Source organism: Bradyrhizobium sp. T-1 (assembly GCF_053592855.1).
Genome location: NZ_CM132115.1, coordinates 1,663,627 through 1,690,415, shown reverse-complemented (window position 1 = coordinate 1,690,415; position 26,789 = coordinate 1,663,627). Strand labels below are relative to the sequence as shown.

The following is a 26,789-nucleotide window of genomic DNA, read 5'->3' as shown; positions in this document are numbered from 1 at the left end:
CCATATGGTCCCGGATCACGCTAGTCCCGGGAGTGTCGTTGCTGGTAGCGCCTCGCGCATTGCCGCTGCAAGCGACTATGACCTGGCCGGCATCAGGACCTACGCGTCGTTGGTGGTGATCGAAATTGGTGCCTGGTGACTTGGAAACAGATCGCGGGTCACTAAGTGCTAGAACCGAAAGTGCGAACCCTACGGTTAGGACCCGTAAGCACGAGGTGGTGTCATGAAAATTCGCCGCCGTTTTAAGCAAACCGTCACCCTCGAAGGACGTACGCATACGACGAAGGCCGCCTGATTGACGCATGCGCGCGGGCGTGGCGAGCTGTATGATAGCGTTGGGTGAAGGTCAGGCGGCTTGCTGATCGTCGGGCTTGCCGGCTTGGCACAGAAGCCTCCATTCCCAGGGCAGCAGTTCGTGCAGACGCGATGCGGGAAGATCGGCGATGCGGGCGAGCACGTCGGCGAGCCAGGCTTTCGGATCGACGTCGTTGAGACGACAGGTCGTGATCATCGTCAGCATGATGGCGGCACGGTCGGCGCCGCGCAGGCTACCGGCGAAGGTCCAGTTGCGCCTGCCCAACGCGATGCCGCGCAACGCTCTTTCAGCGGCGTTATTACTGAGACAGATCCTGCCATCGTCGAGGAAGCGGGCGAAGTCGTCCCAGCGCCTGAGCATGTAGTTCATGGGCTTCAGGACCTCGGAGGAACGCGATAGGGTTTCTCGCTCGCGGAGCAGCCAGGCGTGCATGTCGTCGAGAAGCGGCTTGCTTCTCTCCTGGCGCACGGCACACCGCCCGTCGGCACTGCTGCCGTTGAGGGCGCGCTCGATCTCGAACAACACATCCAGACGCCTGACCGCCTCCAGCGCGATCGGGGAGACCGGTTTGCCTTTCTGTCCGTCCCGGGCGGTTTTCTCGATGTCGGCCAGTTCGAAGAAGCCCCGCCGCGCGTGGGCGAAGCAGAATGCCGGCGTGATCGGCAGCACCTTCCTCTGCGGGTCGAACAGAGGCTCGAAGCCGTTGTAGCAATCCGCCTGCAGGATGCCGGTGAAGGCAGCCAGATGCTTCTGGGGATGCTCGCCCCGTCGGTCGCTCGAGGCGTAATAGACTGCCGCCGGCGGCGCAGGCCCACCGTAGGGCCGATCGTCGCGCACATAGGTCCAGATCCGGCCGGTCGTGCACTTGCTCTTGGCCAGGATGCGGATGGTGGTGTCGTCGCCATGAAGGCGCTCGGCCGACAGCACATGGCGCTCGATCAGCTGGAAGAGCGGCATGACGGCGAAGGTCCCGTGGCCGACCTGGTCGGCCAGCGTCGACAGCGGCAGGTCGATCCTCTCGGCCTTAAAGCGCACACTCTGGCGGTTGAGCGGGATATGCATGCCGAACTTGTCGAACAAGATCGTCGCCAGCAATTGCGGACCGATGAAGCCGCGCGGCGTGGCATGGAACGGTGCCGGCGGCTGGCTGATCTTCTCGCAATCGCGGCAGGTGAACTTTTCCCGCACCGTCTCGATCAGCTTGAACCGGCGCGGGATCTCCTCCAGCGTCTCGGTCACATCCTCGCCCAGCTTCGCCAGGCGCGATCCGCCGCAGCATGCACAGCTCGTCGGGGCCTCGATGACGATGCGCTCGCGTTCGATGTCGTCCGGCCACGGCTTGCGTACCGGCCGCTTACGCGTGAAGGCGCGCACGGCCTGGGTTTTCGTCGCCGCGGCCTGAGCGGCAAGCTCGTCCTCGCTCGCCGTGGTAACGAGTTCTTCGAGCTCCAATTCCAATTGCTCGATCAGCCGCGCCGTGCGCTCGGAGCGCTGCCCGTACAGTTCGCGCTTGAGCTTCTCGATCCGCAGCTCAAGATGCGCGACCAGCGCCTCGTTGGCCGACAACTCCGCCCGCGCACTGGCAGCTACTGCCTCGGCTTGCAGCCGCGCCTCACGCTCGGCCTGCAGCGCCGCCAAGGCACTCGCAAGATCCGATGGATGGTCGTCCGGCTTCGACATCATGAAGCCATTGAATCAGATCAAGCAGCAGAAGCAAAGAAGCAAGCCGTAAAACGACTATCCGACCCGCGTCGGACGGTGGGTTTCTTGAGGGGTGCGCCAATCGATTCCGGACAACAGGTAGCTCATCTGCGCCGGCGAGATCGTCACTGCTTCGCCGGCAACCGATGGCCAGATGAACCTTCCTCTCTCGAGCCTCTTGGTGAACAGGCATGCTCCCTGGCCATCGTGCCAGATCACCTTCACAAGATCGCTTCGGCGACCGCGGAAGACGAACAGATGACCGCTGAGCGGGTCCTTGCGCAGCACCTCCTGCACTTGGAGTGCCAACGACGGAAAGCCTCGGCGCATGTCCGTGTAGCCCGTCGCGAGCCACACTCGCGCGCCCGTTGGAACCGGGATCATCGGCGTACCAAAGCATCGAGAACGCGACGTAGCGCGTCTCCATCAACGTCGCCATCGACCCGGATGCGGTGCCCGCTACCAAGATCGATCTCGATGATGCCCTGGCTCTTCCGTCGACGCGCCGCCGTCGTCGTCAATGGCGCTTCGGCCACCTCCCGCGGCGGCACAGACGGCCCAATCTCGACCGGCACGAACGGCGCTATACTCGCTTCACCTTGCTTACAAAGCTCTTTGCGCCACCGGAACAGCTGGCTCACATGAAGGCCGGCCATGCGAGCCACCTCGGAAACATTGGCTCCGGGCTCGAGCGATGCTGCTACTAGCCGTTCCTTCTCATCCTGCGACCACCGGCGCCGCCGCTCGACCGATGTGATCACCTCCGCCCTCGAAATCGTCATAGCGCTTCTCCTAGGATTACCCCTAGGACCTGCAGCGATCGCGTTCGTCAAACAAGGCGGCCTTTGGCGGAGGGATACCGAAGGACGGCTCGCCGACGAAGCCAAACGCATTAGAGACGAAGCAAAAAAGCTTCCTCCAGGGCCGGATCAAGCAGAGCTTCTACGAAAGGCTCGCGAAAACGAAATGGTAGCCGAAGTAGCTGGCTGGATCACATCTCGCGGACTACAGCCACCGAAGTGAGACGACTTCCTTTAACGGCTTCAGATCATTCGTCTCTGACAGCCTTACATGCCCGGCGCGCTACCCTCCGAAATCCGCGTGAATTCCTAAAGTACTGGCTCAACGCGGCAAGCAAGCCTTTACTTCGGTAAGACAAGCATCCAATTGCGCCTTTATCTCACGCACCTGCTCCTCCAACGCTGCGAACGAGCCTTCACGGGCCGTGAGCACAGTCCTACCGTCCTGGTCAAGAGAGCCAGCTGCAACTCCAAGATAAGCTCTCGGTGGCAGCTTACCTTGGCCACACTCAATGACAGTCTCTATACGGATTGCCATGGTCAAACCTTGATCTTCCCCCGAAAAAGTGGACGGGCTTAAGCTGCTTTTAGCTCCATTTCGATCGGGGCGATATATCCGATGGCGGAATGGAGCCTGGTTCGGTTGTAGAAGCCCTCGATGAAGGCGAAGATATCGCGCTGGGCCTCGGCGCGGGTGTTGTAGTCGCGATGATGGACCAGCTCGGTCTTCAAGGTATGAAAGAAGCTTTCCATCGGGGCATTGTCGTAGCAATCGGCCTTGCGGCTCATCGATGCGGTGATGCCGGCGCCGGTGAGAGCGTTGCGATAGGCGTGTGAGGCATATTGCACGCCGCGATCGGAGTGGTGGATCAATCCGGCCTGCGGGCGTTGCTGGCGGATTGCCATCGTCAGCGCCGCAGATGCGAGTTCGATTTGCATATGATCCCGCATGGCCCAGCCGACGATCTTTCGGCTGAACAGATCCATAACGGCCGCCAGATACAGCCAGCCCTCCGCGGTCGGGATGTAGGTGATATCAGCGAGCCAGACCCGGTTCGGGGCATCCGCCGTGAAGTCGCGCGCGATCAGGTTCGGCGCGATCGGCAGGTCGTGACGGCTGTCAGTGGTGCGAACCCGACGGGGTCGCGCCATGATCGCTCGAATGCCATATCGACGCATTAGCCGTTCGATCCGGCCGCGGCTGGCACCGCGTCCCTGTGTCCGCAGAGCGGCATGAACGCGAGGACTGCCGTAGCGTCCGCTGCTGTCGCGATGGACCTGCTGGATCTCGGCCAGGAGCGCGGCATTGGATTTTGTCCGTTCGCCCACCGGGCGATCGCGCCAGGCATAATAGCCGGCCGGCGAGACCTCGAGCACGGCACACATCAGCCGTACCGGATAGCTGTCGCGGTGGTCTTCGATGAAACGGAAGCTCATGTTCGGGTTCCGGCGAAGATCGCGATCGACTTTTTTAAAATGTCGCGCTCCATGCGCAGCCGTTCGTTCTCCTGGCGCAGACGGGCGATCTCCGAAGCCTGGTCCGCCGACATCGGCGTCGCCTGCGTGGTGGGGCGCCACGCCGCCGATGCCGGCTGCTGCCGGAACTGGTCGACCCAGCGCCGCAGCACCGAGTCGCGCAGACCGAGCTCCTTGGCCACCGACGTGACCGAGCGACCGCTCGAGATCACCAGCTCGACCGCCTGGCGCTTGTACTCCTCGGTAAACGACCGACGTTGACGTTCCATTCGACACCTCCGGGCTCAATGAGCCTACCACAGGTGTCCACTCATTCGGAGGAGGTTCACCTCGCCGGAGCGCAGCAGTTGGCCCTTACCTCTCTCTTCCTCAGCTGCTAACGAGCTTCGAATGCGGAAGTCGTCTTAAAGAAATGGCGCCGCAAATTCGAACCGCGAAGTCATTGGTCCTTGACGGCAAGCGATCTAGAGCAGCGTGGGCAATCTTCAAGAGCGGGTGCCCGAGCGAAGGCTCCAGAATATCTTCGATCGGCGTCATACAGCGGATCGACCGGCAAGCGTATGGAACTCGCCGAGCCTGAACTGTCGGCCAGGTTTGAAACCATTGCTTCGGGCGAGGTTCACAGAGTGTCACCCTGCATCAAAGGCCCGAGGGTGAACTCGGGACCCCTCAATACCAAAATTCGCCTACTCTTCAATGGTAACCTGCGACTCGGTTGCGAGACCAGCAAGAGATTCCGCAAGAGTGTGGCGCAGAGCTTCATCTGAAGCATCGGTCGCTTTCCAGATCGTGATGTGCGGCACCTCGCTACGACCACTCCAGACAAGACTGTACTTGCGGATTAGTCCGCTTGCCTTCACGCAATCAAGGGCCTCCGTCAACGCATCATGAACCTTCGTAGTCATCACAACCTCATCGTGAGATGAGACGATGTTGCTCCCCGTCATTCAAGTCCAGTCCGTACCATGGCTCGCGCCACCTCAAGCTCGCTAATCGCCTGGCGCAGCGCTGCTCGTGCCGCAGCCTTGTCGCCATTCGTGCAAGCTGCGCAGAGGTCTTCGAGATGGCGGGCCGCCGCCTTAGCGTGTGCGATAAGGCCTGCGGCACCCGCAAAGGCTGGGCGGCGCTTTTTGTCAATCATTAAACCTTCTCCCACCTTTCTCTCGAGCGCGTGTCTCCATGAGACGAGTGTGGCGACCGCAGAGGGCTATGCCGCGCGTTGTACCTGGGGCGATCGCCCTTCGAGAAACTTCCGCAAAGCTTCCTCTTCTTCCTCCATACGCCCCTGGAAACGTTCCCGCTCAGCGCGGGAAGGAGCGGAATCGCGCAGGCGCCGATAGTGATCGATGATTTTCTCGTGCCCGCGGATAATGAAAGCTTCGAGCCCAGACATGGCGCGCCTCTACGCTGCTGCGTCCGCCGATTGCCCAAGCGCCGGCAGACTGAAGGGAAATGTCGCTTTGACAAGAGCTTCGGCTTCGGCCTGTTCTTCCTCCAGCCGCTTTGCAATGAAGGCCCGCTCCAGGTCCGAGGCTTGCGTCGCGAGCAACCGCTGGTAGCGGCGAATGTTGTTGCGGTACGCCCGCAGGCGGGCAAGGTTCTCATCGATCATCGTCGTCTCCTGACGGTCGTCATGCTTTCCTTGTGCAAGAGGAAAAGCCCCCTGGCGCCGAAAATTTAGGCGTGGGCGGCCCACCGTCAAGACTCCGCGCGGCCACTCAACGGCCGGTTAGCCACGCCGTTGCGGCAAGCAAAAATTTTTCCCCGCCCTCTTGAACTTTTTCCAGGCTTGAGGATTCTTTTGGTCACGCAGAGATGCGTGCCGGGGCGCCAAATGGGCTCCGGACTGAAGGCGGGCACCGGCAGGTGTCCGGTGCCTGCTCGTACCCAACTTGCTCTCAGGAGGATTTGGCTATGAGGTATGATTGGACTCCCCTCTGGAGGTCGACCATCGGCTTCGACCGCCTTTTGGACGTTCTCGACGAGGTCCAGCGGACTGCCGACGAGAGCTATCCCCCCTACAACATCGAGCGTCTCGACGAGAACCGCTTCCGAATTTCGGTGGCTCTGGCCGGATTCACGCAGGACGAGATCGCGCTCACCGTCGAGCAAAATGTCCTGACGCTCGAAGGCCGCAAGGCTGAGAAAGAAGCGAAGAACTTCCTGCATCGCGGCATTTCGGCACGTTCCTTCCGGCGCCTATTCACGCTGGCCGACCATGTCGAGGTCGAGAGTGCTCGCTTCGAGCAAGGCCTCCTTATCATCGACCTTCTGCGCGAAATTCCGGAAGCGATGAAGCCGCGGCGCATCCCGATCGGCGAAGTCAACAAAGGCAATGTCAGGCGGATCGAGGCGAAGGCCGCCTGATCGATCTTTCACTCGGGCGCAGTCCACCCGTGCGGATCACCGCGCGGTTACTCGATCTCGTCCTTGGATTTCTCGCGAGCAAAGTGGCCGCCAAGACGGCGGCGACTTCCTCGCGATGACACGCATGCAGCCAGCAAGAAAGGAGCGAACATCATGGTGAGCACGGCAGCACTTCCCTCGGTCTCCTCGGATGGAGGGCTCTCCCGATACCTGACGGAGATTCGAAAATTTCCGTTCTTAGAAGCGTCCGAGGAGGCCAGCTACGCCAGGCGCTGGCGAGATCATGGCGATCGCGAGGCCGCTTATCACCTGGTGACGAGTCATCTCTGGCTGGCGGCAAAGATTGCGATGAAATATCGCCGCTACGGTCTGCCGATTGCTGATCTCGTTTCGGAAGCAAATCTCGGATTGATGCAGGCCGTTAAGCGCTTTGAACCTGAGAGGGGCTTTCGTCTGGCCACCTATGCGATGTGGTGGATCAGGGCATCTGTCCAGGAATACATTTTGAGGTCCTGGTCACTCGTCAAGTTGGGCACCACGGCTGCCCAAAAGAAACTGTTCTTCAATCTCAGAAAGCTCAAGAACAGGTTGTCCGCTTTTGAGGATGGCGATCTGCATCCGGACCAGGTGAGTTACATCTCGGAACACTTACAGGTAAGTCCGTCGGAGGTGATCGAGATGAATGGGCGACTGCGTGGTGACGCCTCCCTCAATATCTCGATATGCGACGATGATACTTCCCAGGAATGGCAGGATCGTTTGGCTGATCCTTCGCCCGATTCTGAAACCCTACTGGCGGACGCCGATGACTACGAACGACGGCGGGCTGCTCTGTCGGAGGCACTCAGGGTGCTGTCGGCGCGTGAACGCGCGATTTTGGAGGCGCGGATGCTAACCGACGAGCCAAAGACGCTGGATGACTTGGCGCGAGAGCACCGCGTTTCGCGCGAGCGAATTCGACAGATCGAGCAGCGCGCCTTCGAGCGCCTGAAGGTCGCAGTACATACCAAGGTCGGCAATTCCTTGCCGCCCCCCGCTCGGAAGCGGGACGAAAGGGATGCAAAGCCTAGCTCTGCTAGCCAAAGAGCTCTTGAAAATTCCTGCGGTTGACCTAGGTCGTCCAGCGGCTGGGCTCTCTGGCTATCACGGCAAGGAATTAACATCCTTCGGGAGAAACGATCATGAGCGCGAAGGAGGTTCTATTTTCAACGGGCGCACGGGAGAAGATGCTTCGGGGTGTCGACGTACTCGCCAATGCCGTCAAGGTGACGCTCGGGCCGAAGGGCCGTAACGTCGTGCTCGAAAAGAGCTTTGGCGCCCCGCGGATCACAAAGGACGGGGTGACCGTCGCCAAAGAGATCGAGCTTGAAGACAAGTTCGAGAACACGGGCGCACAGATGGTGCGGGAGGTTGCTTCGAAGACCTCCGACCAGGCAGGCGATGGGACCACGACTGCGACCGTGCTCGCGCACGCAATCGTGCGGGAAGGCACCAAGGCTGTTGCGGCCGGCATGAATCCTATGGATCTCAAGCGCGGTATTGATGTTGCTGTCGAAGCGGTCGTCAGCGAACTGAAGAAAAATTCGAGAAAGCTCGCTTCAAACGAAGAGATCGCGCAAATTGCTACTATTTCCGCCAATGGCGACACGGAGATTGGACGATTCTTGGCGGACGCAATGAAGAGGGTCGGCAACGAAGGCGTCATTACGGTCGAGGAAGCCAAATCGCTCGAGACTGAACTGGAGGTCGTCGAGGGCATGCAGTTCGACCGCGGCTACATCTCACCCTATTTCGTTACCAACACCGAGAAAATGCGGGTCGAGTTCGACGAACCCTACATCCTACTCCACGAAAAAAAGATCTCGAGCCTGCAGACTCTGCTTCCTTTGCTCGAAGCGGTGGCACAAAGTGGAAAGCCCCTGCTGATCATCGCGGAGGATGTGGAAGGCGAAGCTCTGGCGACACTCGTCGTGAACAGGCTGCGCGCCGGGCTGAAGGTCGCCGCCGTCAAGGCGCCGGGGTTTGGTGATCGTCGCAAAGCCATGTTGCAGGACATCGCTATCCTCAGCGGGGGGAACTTTATCAGCGAAGATCTTGGCACCAAACTCGAAAACGTCACGCTGAACATGCTTGGACGTGCCAAGAAGGTGATGATCGACAAGGATAACACGACGATCGTCAGCGGCACCGGCAAAAAGCCCGAAATCGAGGCGCGTGTCCGGCAGATCAAAACGGAGATCGAGGAAACCACCTCGGACTATGACCGCGAGAAATTGCAGGAGCGGCTTGCAAAGCTAGCGGGCGGAGTTGCCGTGATCCGAGTGGGCGGCTCGACCGAAATCGAAGTCAAGGAACGCAAGGATCGGGTCGACGATGCCATGCACGCGACGCGTGCCGCTGTCGAGGAAGGTATACTCCCGGGTGGTGGGGTGGCACTGCTGCGAGCTTCAGCCGTGCTGGCAAAACTCAAGCCGGCAAACGACGATCAGCGCCACGGGCTGGAGGCCGTCAAGCGGGCTCTTAGCTGGCCGGCACGGCAGATTGCAGAGAATGCCGGCGAAGATGGATCACTCATTGTTGGAAAGATACTTGAAAACAAGGAGTACGCCTGGGGCTTCGATGCCCAGACGGGAGAGTACGGCAATCTCTTCGCGAAAGGCATCATCGATCCGACCAAGGTCGTGAGGTCCGCGCTACAGGATGCAGCTTCGATCGCGGCGCTGTTGATCACAACAGAAGCGATGGTTGCTGAGGCGCCGAAAAAGAGGAACGGAACTGGCCAGGGCGTCCCTGCTGGTGCGGGCGAAATGGATCTTTGATTCTGACACAGGCCCATCCGCTAGCGAGGAATTTCGTCATCTGCCCGCGAGAGGTCCGCCGCCCCTTGCAGGGCACCCTGTGCTTTGCTCTTGGTCTCGATCACTCCTCGGCGAACGGTTGAGATGGATTACATGTTGGTCTTGACGCGAATTTCGTGATCGCACAAGCGCTCGATCTGCGCTCATGAACGAATCCAATATTGTCCTACTTATTGTGAAACGCCACATGGCGCTCGTGGCGCGGAGCCCTGCCGCTTTTCCCCAATATCTGCCTGACCTGCGATACCCCTTCTTCAATCCTGAGCTTTTTTACGCGTCGCTGAAGCTCAGCGACGCGCCTAAGCAGCCAACCTATGCTGCTCTTCGCCTTCCTCCGGCTCGCCGCTTGAAGCCTTCTTCAGGAAGCGGGCGAGAGCAGCCTTTCGCGAATCGCGATCCAGTGCATACGCGGTCTGCTTGAACTCAATGCCATCAAGGAGCCCTTGGATGTAGCCCGAGATTGTGTCTGCGGCCATGATGAGCGCGGTATCAAGCGTATGTATGTATTTGCTCGTCACCGAACCCTTGGCATGGCCGACCAAGGCCGCAATAGTTACCTCGGTAAAGCCAAGATCGTTGGCGATGCTCGCGAAGCTGTGGCGCAGGACATGCGGCGTAACATCGGATAGCGGTGAGTCCTCGAAGAGATGCTTCCAATGGTTCGGGAAACTGCCGAACACGTTATCCTCGCCCTGCCCCCGGAAAACGTGTGTACCGACACCGCCTGTGCGCCGCCGCTCGAGGTATTCGACGACGGGCAACCCAATGGGACGGATAGACTCACCCTCCTTGCTATCCTCTAATCGCAAGCAGCTCGCCGCGGTGTCGGCCTCCGCCCATTTCAAGCCGATCATCTCACTCCGGCGGCAGCCGGTCAGCGCAATCTGGCGAACAATGTCCACGATAGTCGTATATTTCTCCTGCTTGGCGGCGTCGCGGAGCATCCGACCCAGTATTCGATACTCCGCTTCCGAGAGCCGACGCTTTCGCACGTTGTCCTTTGGCTTGCGCAGACCATGGGCCGGGTTGCTCTCGATGATCCCTGCTTCGACGGCATAGGTAAGGATGCCGCCCAGAAGACCCACGGTACGTGTGGCCGTTCCGGCGCCGCCGCGGACGATGGCCTTTCCGCGCAGCTTCTTGGTCTTGACCGAAACACGCGTCTTTCCGGCCATGATGTCCTTGAGGACCTTGTTGATGTCGGCCTTGGTAAGATCCTTAACTCGCCGGGTCCCTACGAGCGGAATGATGTGCCGATCGATGCGGCCGGTGTCGGTGACGATCGTAGAGGCCTTCTTCGGTCGCCCACCTTTCCCGAGGATGAGGCCGGCCTGCAGATCGGCGAAATATCGGCCACACAGCTCCTTCACGGTGATCGCCTTGTGATCGAGCTGGCGATCTTCGACTGGATCATCACCCGCGGCGACCCGACCGAGTTGCACCTTCGCCTCTCGTCGTGCAGTCTCCGGCGCCCAGGCTCCATGAAGCCCGATTGTGTAGCGACGTGAGCGACCCCCTATTCGATACTGAATGACGTAGCTACGCTTGCCAGAGCTAAAGACTCGGAGCCCGAAGCCAGATAGCTCATCGTCCCAGACGACGTAGTCCTTCTCGCGGGCTTCCGCCGTCTCGACAATCTTCTTCGTGATCTTGACCATAACGTTCCTGCGTTCCGGGGCTCGATCTCTCTCGCGTAAGCAGGACGTAAGCAGGCGGGAGAAAATCGGTGCGGGTCTTCGGATAGGAACGTCGCTGTTGGGGTTGAGAATATCCAGTCGTTTCAGCTGGATAGCGTAGAATAGCGTGCCCTATCGCATTTTTCGGATGGGCACGTTATCTTGCTCCGAAGGCAAAGGTCACACGTTCGAATCGTGTCGGGTGCGCCATTTCGGAATACGCTGTCACCACCGAAGGCCGCTGTTTCCTCTACCCGACCCATTCGGTTTCGTTACAGGCCGCCATCGCGATTCCGAAGAAGTGCAATGGAATTGAGTGCACTGGACTGCACCCCTTCAGGGGTGCAGTCCAGCACTGAAGATCATCTAGCCGGCCTTCGCGAGTAAGAAGGCGGTGGAGCTAAAGTGAATTCGAACCGATCGAATCACTTTTGGCCACGAGGAGGCGAAGATGATGTACGGTGGAATTGACCTGCATTCCAACAACAGCGTTGTTGCTGTCATCGACGAGAGCGATCGGGTTGTGGCGCAGAAGCGCCTGCCCAACGAGATCGGGAAGATCACGGGCTTTCTGGCTCGGTGGCAAGACGAATTGGCCGGCGTGGTGGTCGAGTCGACCTATAACTGGTACTGGCTGGTTGACGGCTTGCAGGACGCCGGCTTCCGCATGCACCTCGCCAACACGGCGGCGATCAAGCAGTACGAGGGATTGAAGCACAGCGGCGACGAGACGGATGCGCGGCATCTTGCGCATCTGCTGCGACTGGGCATCCTGCCGACGGGCACGATCCTGCCGCGGGAGCACCGCGCCGTGCGCGATCTGGCACGCAAGCGCATCCAGCTGGTGCAGTCATGCACGACACATGTCCTGGCGATCGAGAACATCATGGCCAGGCAGCTGAGCGGGCGTATGACCAGCAATCAGATCAAGCGGCTGACCAACGACACAATCGACAGCCTGCCACTGGCAGCGGATGTAGGCTTGGCAATCAAGGCCAACGTTGCTGTCATCGCGACACTGCAGTCGCAGATCGAGGTTCTGGAGAAGCGCCTGCAAGAACGGGTCAAGCCCCAACCGCAATACGGACTGCTCACCAGCGTGCCGGGCATCGGCCAGACGCTGGCGACCGTCATTGTTCTGGAGACCGGCCCGATCGATCGGTTTGCCGACGTCGGCAACTTTGCGTCCTATGCGCGCTGCGTCGACAGCGTGCACATCAGCAATCGCAAGAAGAAAGGCGAAGGCAACGTCAAGAACGGCAACAAATATCTGGCCTGGGCGTTCGTCGAGGCGGCGAACTTCGCCAGGCGCTTTTGCCCGGAAGCCAAGCGTTTCTACGAGCGAAAGAAGGCCAAGACCAACAACATTGTTGCCACCAAGGCATTGGCACACAAGCTGGCGCGCGCCTGCTACCACATCCTGAAGGAGGGCAAGCCGTTCGACGTCACGCGCTGCTTTGCCTGAAAGGACGACGGCGATCCGGCGAGCCAGGTACGGTGACTGGGGTGCTTCAACCACCCGCACTGAATTGGACGCCGGATCGCCGTCACCAGTCGCGGTGACAGCGGATCGCCCGCACCGTAAGCCATCCGGAGATTGGCGCCGGCCCACCGGCAGCCACGGTTCTGTGAAACTCTCTTGGATACGGGACGGTACCAACGTTCTTCTGGGGCGGCCTTGCCGCCAGGGCAAAAGGTCTCGTTCAGACCGATGCTTGATCCTCATGGGTGTCTGGCGCGATCCGTCACGCGGATGCAGCCATCAACCGAAGAAACGGGCGCGGCCCGAGCACAGCGGCCCGGAAGCGAACCATGAGACACGCTGGCAGCTCGCGCTGCCAAAAAAAATCGCTCGGCATCTTGACGACCGGCCGGCTAATGGGTGTCACCGTAATTCGAGGCAGCTTACGACAAGGCTGATGGCGGGCCGGCCCTCCATACTTGACCGCGCGACGTTGTCCTAGCTGTACAGCAAACTGAAGATCATGGCTTGGAGGCGGGTGAAGCCGCTGCGATCTTGTCGAGGACGGCAAGCGCCGCTTCGAGCGTTCGGCGTTCCTCGACTGTCGCATGATCGCGTAAAGTTTGGGCGATCCATTCGGCGCGCGCTCGGCGGTCGGCCCGCAGCGTGGCGCGGCCTTGCGTGGTGAGCATTACGACTTGGGTGCGGCGGTCGCTGGCGTCCGCGGTCTTCTCGACCAACCCGTCCTCCTGGAGCTGGACGACGACCAGCCGCATGCTCTGATGCTTGACGTTGCGTCGTTCAGCGAGCGCCGCCGTGCTCATCGCTCCTTCTCGATCGAGAAGCCCCAGTGTCTCCGAGCGAGCGGTCCTTGGAGTTTCGGCCAGTGAGCGCGTGGCGCGGACGAAATCGCCGACGGACTGCCGCACGCGCTCCGCAAGGGTGAAAAGCGCCTCGTGATCGGATGGGGTCTCCGTCTGTCGACGCTTCACGTTCTCAGCCCCGCCAGAACGGCGGGCAGGCTGTTGATACCCCAATGCTCGACATAACGCTGGTCGCGGACACGCACGATGTCGATCACGTCGATCGAAACGACCCGGCCTGTCGGCGCGATGCCCATGAGTGGCCCGGTATGGACGCCACTGATCGTTTTGCGGGTCGTCACCTTGTCGCCTTCCGCGATCTGGTCGTGGATGGTCACGGCCAAGTCCGATAGTGCGGGGCGGAGCACAGACTGAAACGTAGCCCACATGCTTTCCGCATCATGAGGAGTGCCGGCGGGCGCAGTCCGGTTCACGAAATCGGGCGCCATCAGATCCTCGAACGCATCGCGTCTGCCGTTCTGGATGACCTCGATATTGAAGCGACGGACGACGTCCTGGTTCTCGGGCATGTTCCACCTGTAGGGGTTCATCGTGCGCTCGATACTATACAGTAAAACTGTATATATCAAGAGGTGGGCATGCTGAGGGCCGGGGCATCAAAGGGGAATGGCCGCCGACCCACGGGTGGCTGAACGCATCCACGGAATCGCCATTGACGGGTTGTCTAATCCTTAGAACACTTCCGCCATTGACTGGTTTCGCTTGAAGGCAACCGCCCTCTCCTGCACCAACCTTTCGACTTCATCGCGTACACTCACAATTCTTGTTACGCCTCCTACTCCATGGCCGGCGCTCCAAATATCGCGCCACATTTTCATGAGATCGGTATCGCGATTTACGCTGAAACCTTTGTGACTTCCGCCATCGATAAAGCCCGATCTTTCCAGACTGGCACGCAGGATGTTTGCCGGGATACCGGTCAGCTTGTCGGTCGTCACAACGTCGTCAGCGCCGCTTTCGATGAGCATTTCTCGATAGTTTTGATCCGCCTCGCTTTCATGCGTTGCGATGAAAGTAGTGCCCATGAGGACAAAATCCGCTCCCATCATTTCGGCAGCTGCGATCTGCTGTCCTGACGAAAGCCCTCCCGCAAGGGCGATCGGACCATCAAAAAATCTCCGAACTTCCGCCATGAACGAGAATGGATTTAGCCAGCCCGTATTGCCACCTGCGCCGGCGCTTAGCAGCACAAGTCCGTCAACCCCTGCTGACGCTGCGCGCTTTGCGTGGCGGACCGTCGCGGCGTCGGAGAAGACCAGACCGCCGTAACTATGGATACTATCTATCAGCCGATCCGGGCTGCCGACGCTGGATATGACGATCGGCACCTTGTGCTTGATCATCAAGTCGACGTCGGCATCGAGCCTCGTATTGCTGGCGTGGGCGATAAGGTTCACTGCGAATGGAGCTGTCGCTCCTGCAATGTCCAGCTTCGCGACAATATCGCTGATCCAAGAGTCCAGGATCTCAGTGGTTCTCGCGTTGAGAGCCGGAATGGACCCAAGAACGCCGTTTGACGAACACGCTACTACGAGGTTTCGGCCGGAAACGAGAAACATTGGCGCGACAAAGAGCGGCAACTTGAGCTTGGCCCGGAGCCGAGCGGTCACTTGTGGATCGCCATAATTTCCCATTTTGATTGCCTTTTACTGAGCCGATTCCATCGAAGGACGAGATTCAACGCGCAGACTTGATTGCGCTTCTTGCGCGCCAGACGTCGGAAAACAAGGCGCTCGAGCGTCATGGTCTGAGCCAATCAGCGCTCATAAAACCATTCGCATTTGGTCAGGTAAATTGCGAGAAGTCGGCGCTGCGCTTTTCTTTGAAAGCATTGACCGCTTCGATTGCTTCAGCTCCATGCTGGAGACGAATCAGATGCTCTATTTCGACCTTTATCGCCTCGCGAACGTCCTCCGCAGTTGACCTCTTCATTAACATTTTCGTCGTTCGGACCGATGTGGGTGGCTGACTCGCGATGAGCGCCGCCTTCGCTTTGACAACCTCTTCAACCTGATCATTCGAAAAGACGCCATTCACGATTCCAAGCTCAAGCGCCGTAGTCGCGTCGAACGCCTCTCCTGCGAGCAGGATTTCGCTTGCGCGATGATGCCCGACCAGTCGGGGCAGTAAGTAAGACGATGCACACTCCGGGCAAACGGCCAGCGGCACGAACGGAATTCTGAAGTTTGTATGTGACCCGCAGTAGACGAGATCGCAGTGCAGAAGCATCGTCACGCCGATACCAACGGCAATGCCGCATGGCGCGGCAATGATTGGCTTGCTGCATTCCGTCAAAGCAGTCATGAACCGACCATGTGGTCCGTCGAGCCCCTCGATAATGCCGTCGGACAAGTCGTTGCCGGCCGTAAAGCAATCAGCGTTCCCCGTCAGGACGACAACCCTGATGGAAGCGTCGGCCTCGGCCCGTTCAAGAGCCTCTGCGAGGCAGGAATACATCTTGCGAGTTAGCGCGTTTCGCTTTTCCGGGCGGTTTAAGCGGATAGTCAGAGTTCGATCACCAATTTCGGTTAGCACATTGTCCATCATGAGCGACCCTTCAAACACAGGGGATTCGGTGGTTCAGGCAACGCCGCGTTCGAGCACAGCAACGTGGGCAACGGCTTCCTCGAACGCCCAGAGTCCCCCGCCATTTTCCTGGACGGCGATCCGCGCATTGTCGACTTGTCGCGACCCTGCCTCTCCGCGCAACTGCGCAACAAGCTCGAAGATCTGTCCGATGCCGGTCGCCCCGATCGGATGGCCCTTGGATTCGAGCCCGCCCGACGGGTTGATGGGCACGCGGCCGCCCAGCGTCGTGGCTCCACTCTGTGCAAACCTGCCGGAGGCTCCGAGTTCGCACAGCCCGAGATTGGCGCTCTGGATGAGTTCACCGATTGCGGTGGCGTCATGGACCTCCACCACGTCGACGTCCTCAGGCACCACGCCCGCCTGTTCATAGGCAGCTCTTGCCGTGAGGCGGGTGATGTGGTTCTCGAGATCATCACCTCCGCGCGCCGTCGCGGAGCGGATCACGCTCGCCCGCACCTTCACAGCGCGAGACGCTTGAACGCCTAGGCGTTTGAGCGCGGCACCGGTGCAGATGATGGCAGCCGCAGCGCCATCGGATATCGGCGCACACATCGGCAGCGTCAGCGGGTAGCTAATGGCGCGCCCCGCCAAGACTTCATTGGCAGTCATGGATTTGCGATACTGCGCTCGTTCGTTATCGACCGCGTGGGTGTGGTTTTTGGCGGCGACGAAAGCCATCTGCTCCTGAGTGATGTTGTGCAAACGCATCAGCTGTCGACCGAGAGCGGCGTAGACATCCATGAAGACGCTGTAGGGCCGATCGGACATGCTCCCGGGAGGCGGATCGATACCCTGGCCGAGGGCGATCAACCGATCCGCATTTTCCTTCGGCGTATGGACATCCCAACCCGAATCGAAGATGGCGAACATCTTCGCCCTGTCCTCGTCGTACATTTTCTCGGCGCCTATTGCGAGGGCAACCTCACCGGCTCCGGCGCGCAGATGGTTCACCGCGAGATTGAACGCGGACGACGCCGTCGCACAGGCGTTTTCCACGTTGAAAACCGGGATTCCATGAAGGCCCTCGGGTAACAGCGCGACCTGCCCGCGGATGCAAGTCTGCCCCTCCATGAAACCTTGGACGGCGTTTCCAAAGAAAGCAGCTTGGATCTCGGATCTATCGATGGCCGCATCGCTCAACGCATCATTTAAAGCCCAGGCGACAAGCTTTTTCAGGCTCTTATCCAGATGCCGACCGAACGGCGTCATTCCAACACCGATGATATAGACGTCTTCCATGTGAATTCCTCCGAATTAGATTGAGCGCCAGTGGCCTTGCCAGAATTTTTCGCGCACTACGCGTCTCAATAGCTTGCCGACTGGGCTGCGTGGCAACTCGCTCCAGATCTCCACGCGCTTAGGAGTCTTCATGCCGCCGAGGCGTTCGCGACACAGCGCCAATACCTCGTCTTCGGTCAACGCATGGCCCGGCTTGAGTTGGATGACCGCAGTGACGGCCTCTCCCCACTTCTCGTGCGGTGCTCCGACAACGATACAGTCCAGGACAGCTGGGATCTCGTAGATGATCTTTTCGATTTCGGAGGGGAAGATATTGAACGCGCCGCTAACGATCATATCCTTCTTGCGATCCACGATCGTGACGAATCCCGCATCGTCCATGATCCCGATATCACCGGTGTGGTGGAAACCGAAGGCACTGACTTCACTCGTCGCATCGGGGTTCTTGTAGTAGCACTTCATCAGGGACGGTATCCTGACCACAATCTCTCCCCGTTGCCCACGCGGGAGGATATTGCCTTCGTCGTCCATGATTTCGATGCGGACGTACTCCGCCGCACGCCCTGCGGAGCGCAGAACCGACTCGTTGAATGAACCGTCGTTCAAGATGTAATCTTCGGGCGCTTTGACCGTCACCGGCATATGCGTTTCCGACTGCGCATAGGACTCCCATACAACGGGTCCCAGCAGGGCGACTATCTCCTTGAATTTTTCCGGCGCGATCGGGGCGGCCCCGGTCAGGCACATCTTCACGGATGAGAAGTCTGTGCTTTTGACCTTTGGATGCATCAGGAGCGCGCCGATCATTGTTGGCGGCATGAACAGGTGCGTGATCCTTTCCTGTTCGATCAGGTGAAGGACTTTTTCGGCGTCGAAGCCCGACATGATCACGTTGGTGCCCGCGGACGGATAGAACGCCATGGCAAACATTCCAGCGGCGTGCGACAGCGGCGCTGTGGTTAGGACGCGCGAGCGCGCTTGAATCCTGAAGCCCTTTTCCTGGGCGATCAGTCCTTGTTCGAGCGTATAATGAGTGTGCACGACGCCTTTCGACGGACCGGTCGTACCTCCCGTCGGCACAAGACACGCCCGCCGCATCATATCGGGCTTGCAGTACGGAAACTCTTTGAACTTTCCGTCCAGCCAGCTCGCCAAGCTTTCACCCTCGGGGGTGTCGGCATCAATGCAGATCCATCTGCGAACCCTGCTGTTGCCAGCCTTCAGTTGCCGCACCTCCTTCTCGTAACGGCTGTTGAAAAAGACCAGCTCGGCGTCCATGAAGTCGAGCACTTCCGCATTGGTTTCTACGGCGTTGCGATCGTGCACGCCAACCCAGGCGAAATCGGCCCGGTTGATCCCCATCTGCAGCATGGAAATACGGGGATCGTTCGCGCTGTAGATCCCGATCACCGCTCCCGCCGTCAATCCGGGCTCGCCGCTCAGAGCCGTCGCAATCGCATGCACCGTCTTGCGCGCTTCCGCGTAGGTCAGGCGCAGATCCCCGAAAACCGCAAACTCAACGTCGGGATTGGTAAGCGCCGCCTTTTCGAAATAGTCCGATACTCGCACTCTTCCCTCCCAGACGAGGCACGCTGATGTTGCCCGAGGCGCCCTTGATCGCGCGGGCCGCCGTCGCATGTATCGCCTGATGCACAGGCCCGTAGCGACGCGAGACCCGCACAAGCAAGCCCGAACGATATTTAGTACTTGATCGTCTCAATTTCTGACTTAAAAGTCAATCGCAATCGAACCCTTTTCATGAGCAGGAGAATAGCGTGGAGCGCCAGACACAGAAGGTGATTTGCGAGCGTCGTAGTCACATCCTCATCATAACTATCGACCGCCCTGAAGCCCGCAACGCCGTGGACTACGAGGCGTCGCTGCAGATGGAAGCCGCCCTGGACGCGCTCGATGCGGATCCCGAACTTCGCGTGGGCATCATCACGGGGTCGAACAAGATCTTCTCGGCAGGAGCGGACCTGAAAGCGGTCGCCAAAGGAGAGAGCTCGATCACCGAACGCCGCGGCGGCTTCGGTGCTTTTGCCCGCCCCTCGCTTAAGCCGACGATTGCAGCAGTCGAAGGTTTCGCAGTGGGAGGGGGGTTCGAGCTTTGCTTATCCTGCGATCTCGTCGTCGCGGCGCGAAGCGCAAAATTCGGGCTCCCGGAGGTACGCCACAACGTGGTGGCGGTCGGAGGTGCCTTGTTTCGGCTCCCCAAGCGGATTCCTTACAATGTTGCCATGGAGATGGCGATCACCGGGCTGTTTAGAACCGCCGAGGATCTTCACGCTCTCGGCTTCGTCAATCGGCTGACCGAGGAAGGTCAAGCCTTATCCGTCGCCCTTTCGTTTGCCGAAGAAGTTCTTGCCAACGGACCGACGGCCGTATGGGCAAGCCGCGAAATCATGTTCCAGTCTAACAACTGGACTGATGAAGCAGCCTGGAGCGAGCAGTGGAAGATTGCCAGGGTCGCGCTCCACAGCGAGGATGCAAAAGAAGGCCTGCGAGCCTTCGCGGAAAAGCGTAAACCCCAATGGAAGGGGCAGTAGATCACGTTTGATGCCAACGCTTCGGCGCGCCGCCTTTGATGCCGGTCTGTCGGTTGCGCCGAGACAGGACCGCGTCCAACCTCACTTACATGGCAAACGAGAAACCTCCGTTGACCGGATAGGTCTGTCCGGTCATCCAGGAGCCTGAGTCGCTGGCGAGCAGCGTCACCAGGCCTGAAATGTCTTCGGGGCGTCCAAAGCGGCGGATGACATAGCGTTCAAGCTGACGCTTCGTCTTCTCGGGAGGCTGCGCCTCAATTATCGGCGCTATGGTCGGGGTCAGCGTTGCGGCAATTGCGACGCAATTCGCGGTAATGTTGTAGCGACCCAAGGTGCGCGCCACCGCCCGCATGAAGCCGGCGGCACCGGCCTTGCCGCCTGAATAGACCTCGATCCCGGACTCCCCAACCCGTCCCGCGTCGGAGATGATCGTGATCAACCGGCCGCTCTGCTGCTGGACCATAAAGGGCGTTGCAGCGGTCACGCAGGCGATCACACCAAAGAGATTGACGCCAAGCCAGCGCTGCCAGTCTTCCGGGGACGTCTCCCAGAATGGCTTCGGCGCAGTGCTGGACGGGTTGGCCCCTTCGTTACCGGCGTTGTTCACCAGCACATCCAGCGTGCCGAACTCATCGACGGTGCGGCGCATCATGGCCCTGACCCCACTGAGGTCGGTCACATCCGCCTGGACAGCGATCGCTTGACCGCCGGCATCGACGATCTCCCGTGAGACCTGATTTGCGCGTTCCAGAAAATAATCGTTGACGACGACCTTTGCGCCGTGAGCCGCGAGCGTCAGCGCAAGTTGACGGCCAACTCCCTGCCCGGCACCGGTGACGACTGCCGCCTTGCCATTCAAATCAAGAATGCTCATCGATCCCTCCTTCCGGGAACTCCCAGCGCCAGCGTTGGCACACGTTCTCTCGATTTCTAATACCAGCGATAGATCAGAATTGACTATGAAGTCAATTTACTTCTCTTGTCATACAATTTGCGGAGATAGCGGGATTGCTAAAGCTGAGATGGCGCATGCCGGATTTAACACGCTCGGATATCCTTGGGCGGCAGACTATTCCCGCGCCTGAGCCAACGATGTGAGGGCTTCCCACGCGATCGGTAGCAAGCCGCCCGACGCAGTCGGTCGCAGCGAATTTGCCCGCCGACAATCGTCCACCCGCCGCCCATCACTCGACGCCCTTCCGAGCTGGGCGCTTACCGAGAAGCCAATTTGCTTTACTCAAGAATGTAAAGGGATTACTTCAAAGTCAGGAATTTGGGTCGATGATTGACGCGAGCACTTAGTTGTCGGACTGTCTTCCGATCAGATTTCTGAAGATTCGACACGATGCCGCACCGCCCATTATGAGGAGCTGAGAACGAAGTGCCCCGATGGAAGAATGTCCTTCAAACCAGTGATGAGGTTTATCGCGTCAAGCGGAACGCGGTGCTCCGCGAGGCGACGCGCATCATCGCGAGAAAAGGCTTTCACAACACGTCTCTCGACGACGTCGCCGAAGCCCTTCAGGTCTCGAAGGGCACGCTCTACAACTACGTAACGGACAAGCTCGAGATACTTTTCGAGTGCCATATGATGTCCCTCGACATGGGGTTGCAAGCCGCCGCCTTCGCGGAGAAGCATGGAACGACGGGTTATGCGAAGCTTCGGCTGAACTTGCGCACCTACATCCGCTGGCAGAACCAGGCCCTGGGCGCCGGTGGCGTGACGTCGGACGTGACCGCTCTGCGTCCGGCGGATCGACGCAAGGTAATTGCCAAGCGTGACGAAATCGAGGATCGCCTTGTCTCGTTTATCGAGGAAGGTATTAAAGACGGCACGATCCGGCAGGTCGATCCAAAACTTGCTGTCTTTACGTTCATGGGAGCGGTGACGAATGTTCAGAGCTGGTACTCACCAAAAGGCCGGCTCGGATTGGACAAGATCGCGGATGGAATGGTCGATCTGTTAATGCATGGCTTGGGGACGAGCGCAGATCCTGACGATTTCGACCTTATGGAAATCCCTGCTGAAATCCCTCTTGACGTGTTCGGCGCCGAAACCGCCAGACAGGCTGCAGACGCGTCGATCGCTCTGACAGCATCTAAAAGTGCTGATATGGGCTCGCCGGAAAAAGCGAGGCGTCGTCGCGTTCAGCAGACCGGAGGACCCCGGCCTGGAATCACAGCAAAGAAAATTCGGCCATGATTTGCGGTCGCGTGCCAACCCTCGCGCTCGAGCTTTGAGAGTCCGATCGCTTGGAGTCGAACTGCAGTCGGAGAGTGCATCCCCTGGCTTCGTTGAGAGCCGGTCAACTTTTGCGATAGGTTGATGATATGTCGATCCTGCAAGGTTTACGTGTCGTCGAAATAGCCGGCCTGGGCCCTGGTCCGTTCTGCGGCATGCTTCTTGCGGATTTGGGTGCGGATGTGATTGTCGTTGAGCGCAAGGATGCGACGACGCCATTGCCGCGCCCGGACTACATTGTGAACCGAGGGAAACGCTCGATCGCACTGGACTTGAAGCAACCGCAGGCCATCGAGGTGGTATTGCGGCTCGTCGAGCGGGCCGATGCGTTGATCGAAGGCATGCGCCCAGGCGTCATGGAGAGGTTGGGCCTTGCTCCCGAGGTCTGTCTGGAGCATCGCCCTTCGCTCATCTATGGCCGTATCACTGGGTGGGGACAATATGGTCCGCTCTCTCACGCGGCGGGGCACGACGGGAACTATGCTGCATTGTCGGGCGCTCTCTGGTACTCAAGTCCTCCGGGTATCGCGCCAGTAGCCCCGCCAACCTTGATCGGGGATGTTGGAGGCGGTGCACTCTACCTCGCGATCGGTTTGTTGGCCGGCGTTCTGAAGGCGAAGCAGAGCGGTTGTGGACAGGTCGTCGACGCTGCCATCGTGGACGGTTCTGCGCACATGCTGAACTTGCTACTCAGCGCGCTGGCCGCCAACGACGCGGGCTATCAACGAGGTGTCCATCATTTTGATTGCGGTCCCTCGGTCAATACCTACCGCTGCTCGGACGGTGGTTGGGTCGTCGTGTCGCCTCTCGAAACGAAATTCTACGAAGAACTGCTCAAACGCATCGGACTTGCCGGGAATCCCATATTCGAGAACCGGACCGACGCCGCGGATTGGCCGCTACAGCGGGCTGCATTGTCGGAGACTTTTGCCAAGCGGACGCAGGCCGACTGGCGCGCGATACTCGAAGGAACCGATGCTTGCTTCGCCCCTGTAAACGATCCCGCGGACGCGGCGCGCCACCCGCATATGGCAGCGCGACAGGTTTTTGCCGAAGTTGGCGGAGTATTACAGGCCGGTCCGGCCCCGCGCTTTTCTCGGAACGCTCCAACCGACTGGCGGCGAGGTGTGCCGCGTGTTGGCGAGGATACCGAAACGATCCTCCGCGAGACCGGCTATGATGAAGGCAGTATGAGCGAACTAAGCACGTCCGGAGCAATCTAGGTTTGTATCAATTCGCGCCGCCCTTGACCGGGTCGCTGGACACGCCCCCTGTTGGCCTGCCACGCCTCCAATTTCCCCCTCGCAAGACGACGCTCATCTCGCCGACATTTCATGACCGCCGGCCAGAGAACGCGCACGAATCACTGGCGCCCACCTAATTGTCCCCCTTGTGAGCCCTATTGCGGAACAATTTGGACGAGCCTTTTCCCGATGGCAGTCCCGCGCATCATGCTGATCAACGCTGAAGGCGCCTGCTCCAGCCCTTGAACGATGTCCTCATGGAAGTATATCTCACCAGCCTGCAGCCACGAGGCTACTCGAGTTTGATACGCAGCAAGCTTATGCACGTGGTCTGAAACCATGAATCCGGTCATTGCGATGCGCTTTGCGAACATCGCCTGCATTCCCTTGACACCGCTCTCGTTGACCGCGTTATACTCTGATATCATTCCGCATATCGGAAAGCGCGCCCCCACATTCGCATGCCGCAGTGCAGCCTCCAGCGTACTTCCGCCCACATTATCGAAGTAGACGTCAATCCCCTTTGCGCACAGTTCGTACAGCGCTTCATCCATTGCCCGCTTCCTGTAGTTGAACGCCGCGTCGAACCGGCATTTCGTCTGGACGAAGGACACCTTCTCGTCGCTGCCAGCCGAGCCGACCACGCGCGCGCCGGCGCGCTTGGCGAACTGCCCTGCCAACTGACCGACCGCGCCCGCGGCTGATGAAATGTACACTGTGTCGCCGGGTTGCGGTCGACCCAACTCTATCGCGCCCACCCAGGCGGTGAGGCCCGGCATGCCCAGAGCGGAAATTGCCAGGGTTGGACGGCCTAGTGCCGGGTCGATCAAGTGGAGGCCCTCCCCGCGCGGCAGCACGGAGCGTTCGGCCCAGTCCAGGAAGCCCCACACGTAATCTCCTTCGCTGAAGCGCGCGCTTCTCGACTGAAGAACGCGACCTACCACGCGCGAAGCTAAAGGCTTGCCGACTTCGAAACTGGGCGCATACGAGGCTTCTTCATTCATCCGGCCCCGCAAATAGGGGTCCAGCGACAACCAGACCGCCTGGACAAGCACGTCTTCGGCTCCACAGGACGGCTCCTCACGATCCTCGATCCTGAAGCAGGATTCGTCGACCCATCCTGTCGGACGCTTGGCAAGCAAAACGTGTGCGTTCGTACGACCTGGCTGCGGCATCTTTCGCTCCTCGTGCTGTCTGGGTCGACGATGGTCACGACCTGCGTCTGGTGTTCATTAGACGGTGGCGCATACATCAGCTTTCGGCGGTCGCATTCGATCTCAATCGGCAAGTACGTTTTTTAAGCGGTCGATCCTTCTGCCGATCCGCGCGTCAATCGAACAGCTGTTCCTATCGCTGCTTAAACTTTGAACTTCAGCGGATCACGTCCGTGCATGACCGTAAGTGTCTGCGCGGTGATGCCGGCGCTTTCATCGGAGAGAAAGAACAGCACCGCATTGGCGATGGCCGGCGCGGCTGATCGGCTGCCACGCGCTATGCGTTCATTGTCGAACAGCCCGCAAGCGTCGGGGCCAAAGCAGGGCGGCTCGCATTGAGGGCCACAATAGACGAGATTTGCTCGAATCGCGCGCGGTGCCACTTCGTCCGCGACGTTTCGCATGAGTCCCACGATGGCTGCTCCAGCCGAGTCGTACGCCATCCTTTTCCGGCCCGTCAGGCCATTCACCGAGGCAGTGAAGACGACCGAGCCACCCTCCCTGAAATTGGATAGCGCTTCGCGGCAACATAGCATCGGGCCACGTACATTCAGATCGAAGATCTGGGTCCATTCCTGCGCATCGAGTTGATGATGCTCAACGTTACCTCCACTGGCGGCATTCAATACCAGCCCGTCAAGGCCGCCTCCCAAGGCTTTGCACGCTTCGTGCATCATCCAACCCACGTCGGCTTCAAAGGCGAGATCGGCTCCTATGGCGTACGCGTTTCCTCCATCGCTCCGGATGCGGTCGACCGTCTCCATGGCAGTTCGCTCGTCGGCGTCGGCGATCGCGACCCGCGCACCTTCGCGGGCAAACAGAAGACCCATTGTCGCTTCTGTGGGAGCTCCGGTAAGTGCGGCATCGTGCCGCTCCGCTTTGACGACAAGCACGCGGCGCCCCTCCAGTCGTCCCGGCCTGGAAACAGCGACGTTCGATGGTAGCAAGTTCAACACGCTAGCCTCGCTGTCAGGAACGCCTATCATCAGGCGCAACTCTCTCCTGTGGAGGGCCTGCTCGACGATCGAGGAGCCCTCCGCAGCGGCTACGATATGATTGAATTGACGCCAAAGTCAATTTATTATATCTCGTCTATATTCGATGACCCCCACGAGCAGAGAAGGTTCTGGATGCTGCCCCCCGCCTTGAAGGGTCGTTTGCGACTCCCTGCCATAGCTTCGCCGATGTTCCTGGTCTCGGGCGTCGACCTCGTCGTCGCGACCAGCCGGGCCGGATTGGTAGGAAGCTTTCCAAGCCTCAATCAGCGCACTTCAGAGGGATGCGAGGCTTGGCTGAAAGATATCCGGTCCTGCCTTACGGACGCTGATGCGCCTTGGGCCATACAGTTCGCGGTTCACCACACGCATAAGCGCATGGAGGAAGACATCGCGCTGACCGTAAAATATCAGGTGCCCATTTTGATCAGCGCCATAGGAATAACGAGAGAGGCGACGGACGCCGTACACTCATATGGGGGTCTTGTCTTTCACGATGCAATAAATGTACGGCACGCAAAGAAGGCGCTCGACGCGAATGTGGATGGGATAATCGCCGTGTGCGCGGGCGCCGGCGGGCATTCGGGCACGTATAATCCATTTGCCTTCATCGGCGAATTGAAACCCCTCTTGGGCGATAAGGCGCTTATTCTGTCCGGTTGTATTGGTAACGGTCATTCCCTTGCGGGAGCAATAGCTGCTGGCGCGGACCTCGGATACCTCGGCACTCGCTTCGTAAACACCAAGGAGAGCATCGCATCCGAGCGTATGAAGCAGCTGGTGATCGAATCCGACATCCGGGACGTCGTATATTCCTCCGAAATCGATGGTCTCGGAGCCAACTGGCTGAGACAAACCCTTCCGGACAAGCCGGTCGGTAGTGACAAGCCGGGCGCTAGTCTTGCGGAGTTGCTATCTGACCACAAGCGCTGGCGCGATATTTTGAGCGCCGGTCAGGGCGTGGGCTCGATAAACGACATTCCAACAGTTGCAGAGTTGGTCGAGAGAACCGAGCAAGAGTACTTCTCCGCCGCGGAGCGACTGCAGGTGGACCGAGAACCCCATCAGTACAACGGGAACGTTCGGACGGCCGGATCAACTCTTTCCGATACTTCAGCCGTTGAGTTATCGCGGTAGTGCGCGTGCCGCACGATCGCACCAAGCGATAGTTGGAACA

Annotated in this window: 25 protein-coding genes; 8 read left to right on the top strand and 17 right to left on the bottom strand. The window is 59.5% G+C overall.

Going from position 1 to position 26,789, the window contains the following annotated elements; all coding sequences use genetic code 11:
• Positions 1–346: 346 nt before the first annotated feature.
• The 7 genes from tnpC to ACWAT4_RS08155 form a co-directional block, all read right to left on the bottom strand.
• Positions 347–1,999, bottom strand: a complete 1,653-nt coding sequence (gene tnpC, locus ACWAT4_RS08185) for an IS66 family transposase (protein ID WP_449730293.1) — start codon at positions 1,997–1,999, stop codon at positions 347–349.
• 54 nt (positions 2,000–2,053) lie between these two features.
• Positions 2,054–2,374, bottom strand: a complete 321-nt coding sequence (gene tnpB / locus ACWAT4_RS08180; protein WP_449730292.1) for an IS66 family insertion sequence element accessory protein TnpB — start codon at positions 2,372–2,374, stop codon at positions 2,054–2,056.
• A gap of 23 nt (positions 2,375–2,397) precedes the next feature.
• Positions 2,398–2,799, bottom strand: a complete 402-nt coding sequence (tnpA, locus tag ACWAT4_RS08175) for an IS66-like element accessory protein TnpA (RefSeq protein ID WP_449730291.1) — start codon at positions 2,797–2,799, stop codon at positions 2,398–2,400.
• A gap of 594 nt (positions 2,800–3,393) precedes the next feature.
• Positions 3,394–4,562, bottom strand: a protein-coding gene (locus ACWAT4_RS08170) for an IS3 family transposase (protein ID WP_212298635.1) whose coding sequence is annotated in 2 segments (ribosomal slippage) — positions 3,394–4,274 and positions 4,274–4,562 — 1,170 coding nt in all. Because the reading frame shifts where the segments join, the coding sequence is not laid out codon by codon here.
• A 417-nt stretch (positions 4,563–4,979) separates the two neighbouring features.
• The gene (locus ACWAT4_RS08165; RefSeq protein WP_172648801.1) at positions 4,980–5,198 is read right to left on the bottom strand and encodes a hypothetical protein; all 219 of its coding nucleotides are present in this window, start codon (positions 5,196–5,198) and stop codon (positions 4,980–4,982) included.
• Positions 5,199–5,500: 302 nt separating this feature from the next.
• Positions 5,501–5,686: a hypothetical protein gene (locus ACWAT4_RS08160; RefSeq protein ID WP_172648802.1), complete on the bottom strand. Its 186-nt coding sequence runs from the start codon at positions 5,684–5,686 to the stop codon at positions 5,501–5,503.
• Between the two features lie 9 nt (positions 5,687–5,695).
• Positions 5,696–5,905, bottom strand: a complete 210-nt coding sequence (locus tag ACWAT4_RS08155; protein WP_449730290.1) for a hypothetical protein — start codon at positions 5,903–5,905, stop codon at positions 5,696–5,698.
• 302 nt (positions 5,906–6,207) lie between these two features.
• Here ACWAT4_RS08155 and ACWAT4_RS08150 point away from each other — a divergent pair, with 302 nt between their 5' ends.
• The 3 genes from ACWAT4_RS08150 (at position 6,208) to groL (ending at position 9,479) form a co-directional block, all read left to right on the top strand.
• Positions 6,208–6,660 (top strand): Hsp20 family protein, encoded by a 453-nt coding sequence (locus ACWAT4_RS08150; protein ID WP_172649283.1) that lies wholly within the window; start codon positions 6,208–6,210, stop codon positions 6,658–6,660.
• Positions 6,661–6,813: 153 nt separating this feature from the next.
• Positions 6,814–7,770 (top strand): RNA polymerase sigma factor RpoH, encoded by a 957-nt coding sequence (gene rpoH, locus ACWAT4_RS08145; RefSeq protein WP_449730289.1) that lies wholly within the window; start codon positions 6,814–6,816, stop codon positions 7,768–7,770.
• 71 nt (positions 7,771–7,841) lie between these two features.
• Complete coding sequence (gene groL, locus ACWAT4_RS08140; RefSeq protein WP_449730288.1) at positions 7,842–9,479, top strand: chaperonin GroEL; 1,638 nt, start codon at positions 7,842–7,844, stop codon at positions 9,477–9,479.
• Between the two features lie 338 nt (positions 9,480–9,817).
• On the opposite strand, the gene ACWAT4_RS08135 is transcribed toward groL, so the two are convergent.
• Entirely contained in the window at positions 9,818–11,176 is a 1,359-nt protein-coding gene (locus ACWAT4_RS08135; protein ID WP_449730287.1) for a tyrosine-type recombinase/integrase, read from the bottom strand.
• Between the two features lie 469 nt (positions 11,177–11,645).
• On the opposite strand from ACWAT4_RS08135, the gene ACWAT4_RS08130 reads away from it, so the two are divergent.
• A complete protein-coding gene (locus ACWAT4_RS08130; RefSeq protein ID WP_449730286.1) occupies positions 11,646–12,659 on the top strand; it encodes an IS110 family RNA-guided transposase in 1,014 nt (337 codons plus the stop codon).
• A gap of 518 nt (positions 12,660–13,177) precedes the next feature.
• Here ACWAT4_RS08130 and ACWAT4_RS08125 read toward each other — a convergent pair.
• The 6 genes from ACWAT4_RS08125 to ACWAT4_RS08100 all read right to left on the bottom strand — a co-directional run bounded on the left by ACWAT4_RS08125 (position 13,178) and on the right by ACWAT4_RS08100 (position 18,937).
• Positions 13,178–13,480 carry a MarR family winged helix-turn-helix transcriptional regulator gene (locus ACWAT4_RS08125; RefSeq protein WP_449730285.1) on the bottom strand — a complete coding sequence of 101 codons (303 nt, stop codon included), beginning with the start codon at positions 13,478–13,480 and terminating at the stop codon, positions 13,178–13,180.
• A 164-nt stretch (positions 13,481–13,644) separates the two neighbouring features.
• Positions 13,645–14,070, bottom strand: coding sequence for an ester cyclase (locus ACWAT4_RS08120; protein WP_449730284.1), 426 nt, complete (start codon positions 14,068–14,070; stop codon positions 13,645–13,647).
• Between the two features lie 141 nt (positions 14,071–14,211).
• A complete protein-coding gene (locus ACWAT4_RS08115; RefSeq protein ID WP_449730283.1) occupies positions 14,212–15,174 on the bottom strand; it encodes an NAD(P)H-dependent flavin oxidoreductase in 963 nt (320 codons plus the stop codon).
• A 151-nt stretch (positions 15,175–15,325) separates the two neighbouring features.
• Positions 15,326–16,087, bottom strand: a complete 762-nt coding sequence (locus tag ACWAT4_RS08110) for an enoyl-CoA hydratase (RefSeq protein WP_449730282.1) — start codon at positions 16,085–16,087, stop codon at positions 15,326–15,328.
• Positions 16,088–16,120: 33 nt separating this feature from the next.
• On the bottom strand, positions 16,121–17,368 hold the full coding sequence (locus tag ACWAT4_RS08105; RefSeq protein WP_449730281.1) for a thiolase family protein: 1,248 nt from the start codon (positions 17,366–17,368) through the stop codon (positions 16,121–16,123).
• Between the two features lie 15 nt (positions 17,369–17,383).
• Positions 17,384–18,937 carry a class I adenylate-forming enzyme family protein gene (locus ACWAT4_RS08100; RefSeq protein ID WP_449730280.1) on the bottom strand — a complete coding sequence of 518 codons (1,554 nt, stop codon included), beginning with the start codon at positions 18,935–18,937 and terminating at the stop codon, positions 17,384–17,386.
• A gap of 206 nt (positions 18,938–19,143) precedes the next feature.
• Here ACWAT4_RS08100 and ACWAT4_RS08095 point away from each other — a divergent pair, with 206 nt between their 5' ends.
• Positions 19,144–19,917 (top strand): crotonase/enoyl-CoA hydratase family protein, encoded by a 774-nt coding sequence (locus tag ACWAT4_RS08095; RefSeq protein ID WP_449730279.1) that lies wholly within the window; start codon positions 19,144–19,146, stop codon positions 19,915–19,917.
• Between the two features lie 85 nt (positions 19,918–20,002).
• Here ACWAT4_RS08095 and ACWAT4_RS08090 read toward each other — a convergent pair whose 3' ends face one another.
• The gene (locus ACWAT4_RS08090) at positions 20,003–20,791 is read right to left on the bottom strand and encodes an SDR family NAD(P)-dependent oxidoreductase (protein ID WP_449730278.1); all 789 of its coding nucleotides are present in this window, start codon (positions 20,789–20,791) and stop codon (positions 20,003–20,005) included.
• A 507-nt stretch (positions 20,792–21,298) separates the two neighbouring features.
• Here ACWAT4_RS08090 and ACWAT4_RS08085 point away from each other — a divergent pair.
• Complete coding sequence (locus ACWAT4_RS08085; protein ID WP_449730277.1) at positions 21,299–22,120, top strand: TetR/AcrR family transcriptional regulator; 822 nt, start codon at positions 21,299–21,301, stop codon at positions 22,118–22,120.
• A gap of 128 nt (positions 22,121–22,248) precedes the next feature.
• Complete coding sequence (locus ACWAT4_RS08080; protein WP_449730276.1) at positions 22,249–23,382, top strand: CaiB/BaiF CoA transferase family protein; 1,134 nt, start codon at positions 22,249–22,251, stop codon at positions 23,380–23,382.
• A gap of 176 nt (positions 23,383–23,558) precedes the next feature.
• Here the strand turns inward: ACWAT4_RS08080 and ACWAT4_RS08075 are convergent, their stop codons facing one another.
• Entirely contained in the window at positions 23,559–24,578 is a 1,020-nt protein-coding gene (locus tag ACWAT4_RS08075) for an NADP-dependent oxidoreductase (protein WP_449730275.1), read from the bottom strand.
• 182 nt (positions 24,579–24,760) lie between these two features.
• Entirely contained in the window at positions 24,761–25,510 is a 750-nt protein-coding gene (locus ACWAT4_RS08070) for an SDR family NAD(P)-dependent oxidoreductase (RefSeq protein WP_449730274.1), read from the bottom strand.
• A gap of 159 nt (positions 25,511–25,669) precedes the next feature.
• Here ACWAT4_RS08070 and ACWAT4_RS08065 point away from each other — a divergent pair, with 159 nt between their 5' ends.
• Positions 25,670–26,749, top strand: coding sequence for an NAD(P)H-dependent flavin oxidoreductase (locus ACWAT4_RS08065; RefSeq protein ID WP_449730273.1), 1,080 nt, complete (start codon positions 25,670–25,672; stop codon positions 26,747–26,749).
• Positions 26,750–26,789: the final 40 nt, after the last annotated feature.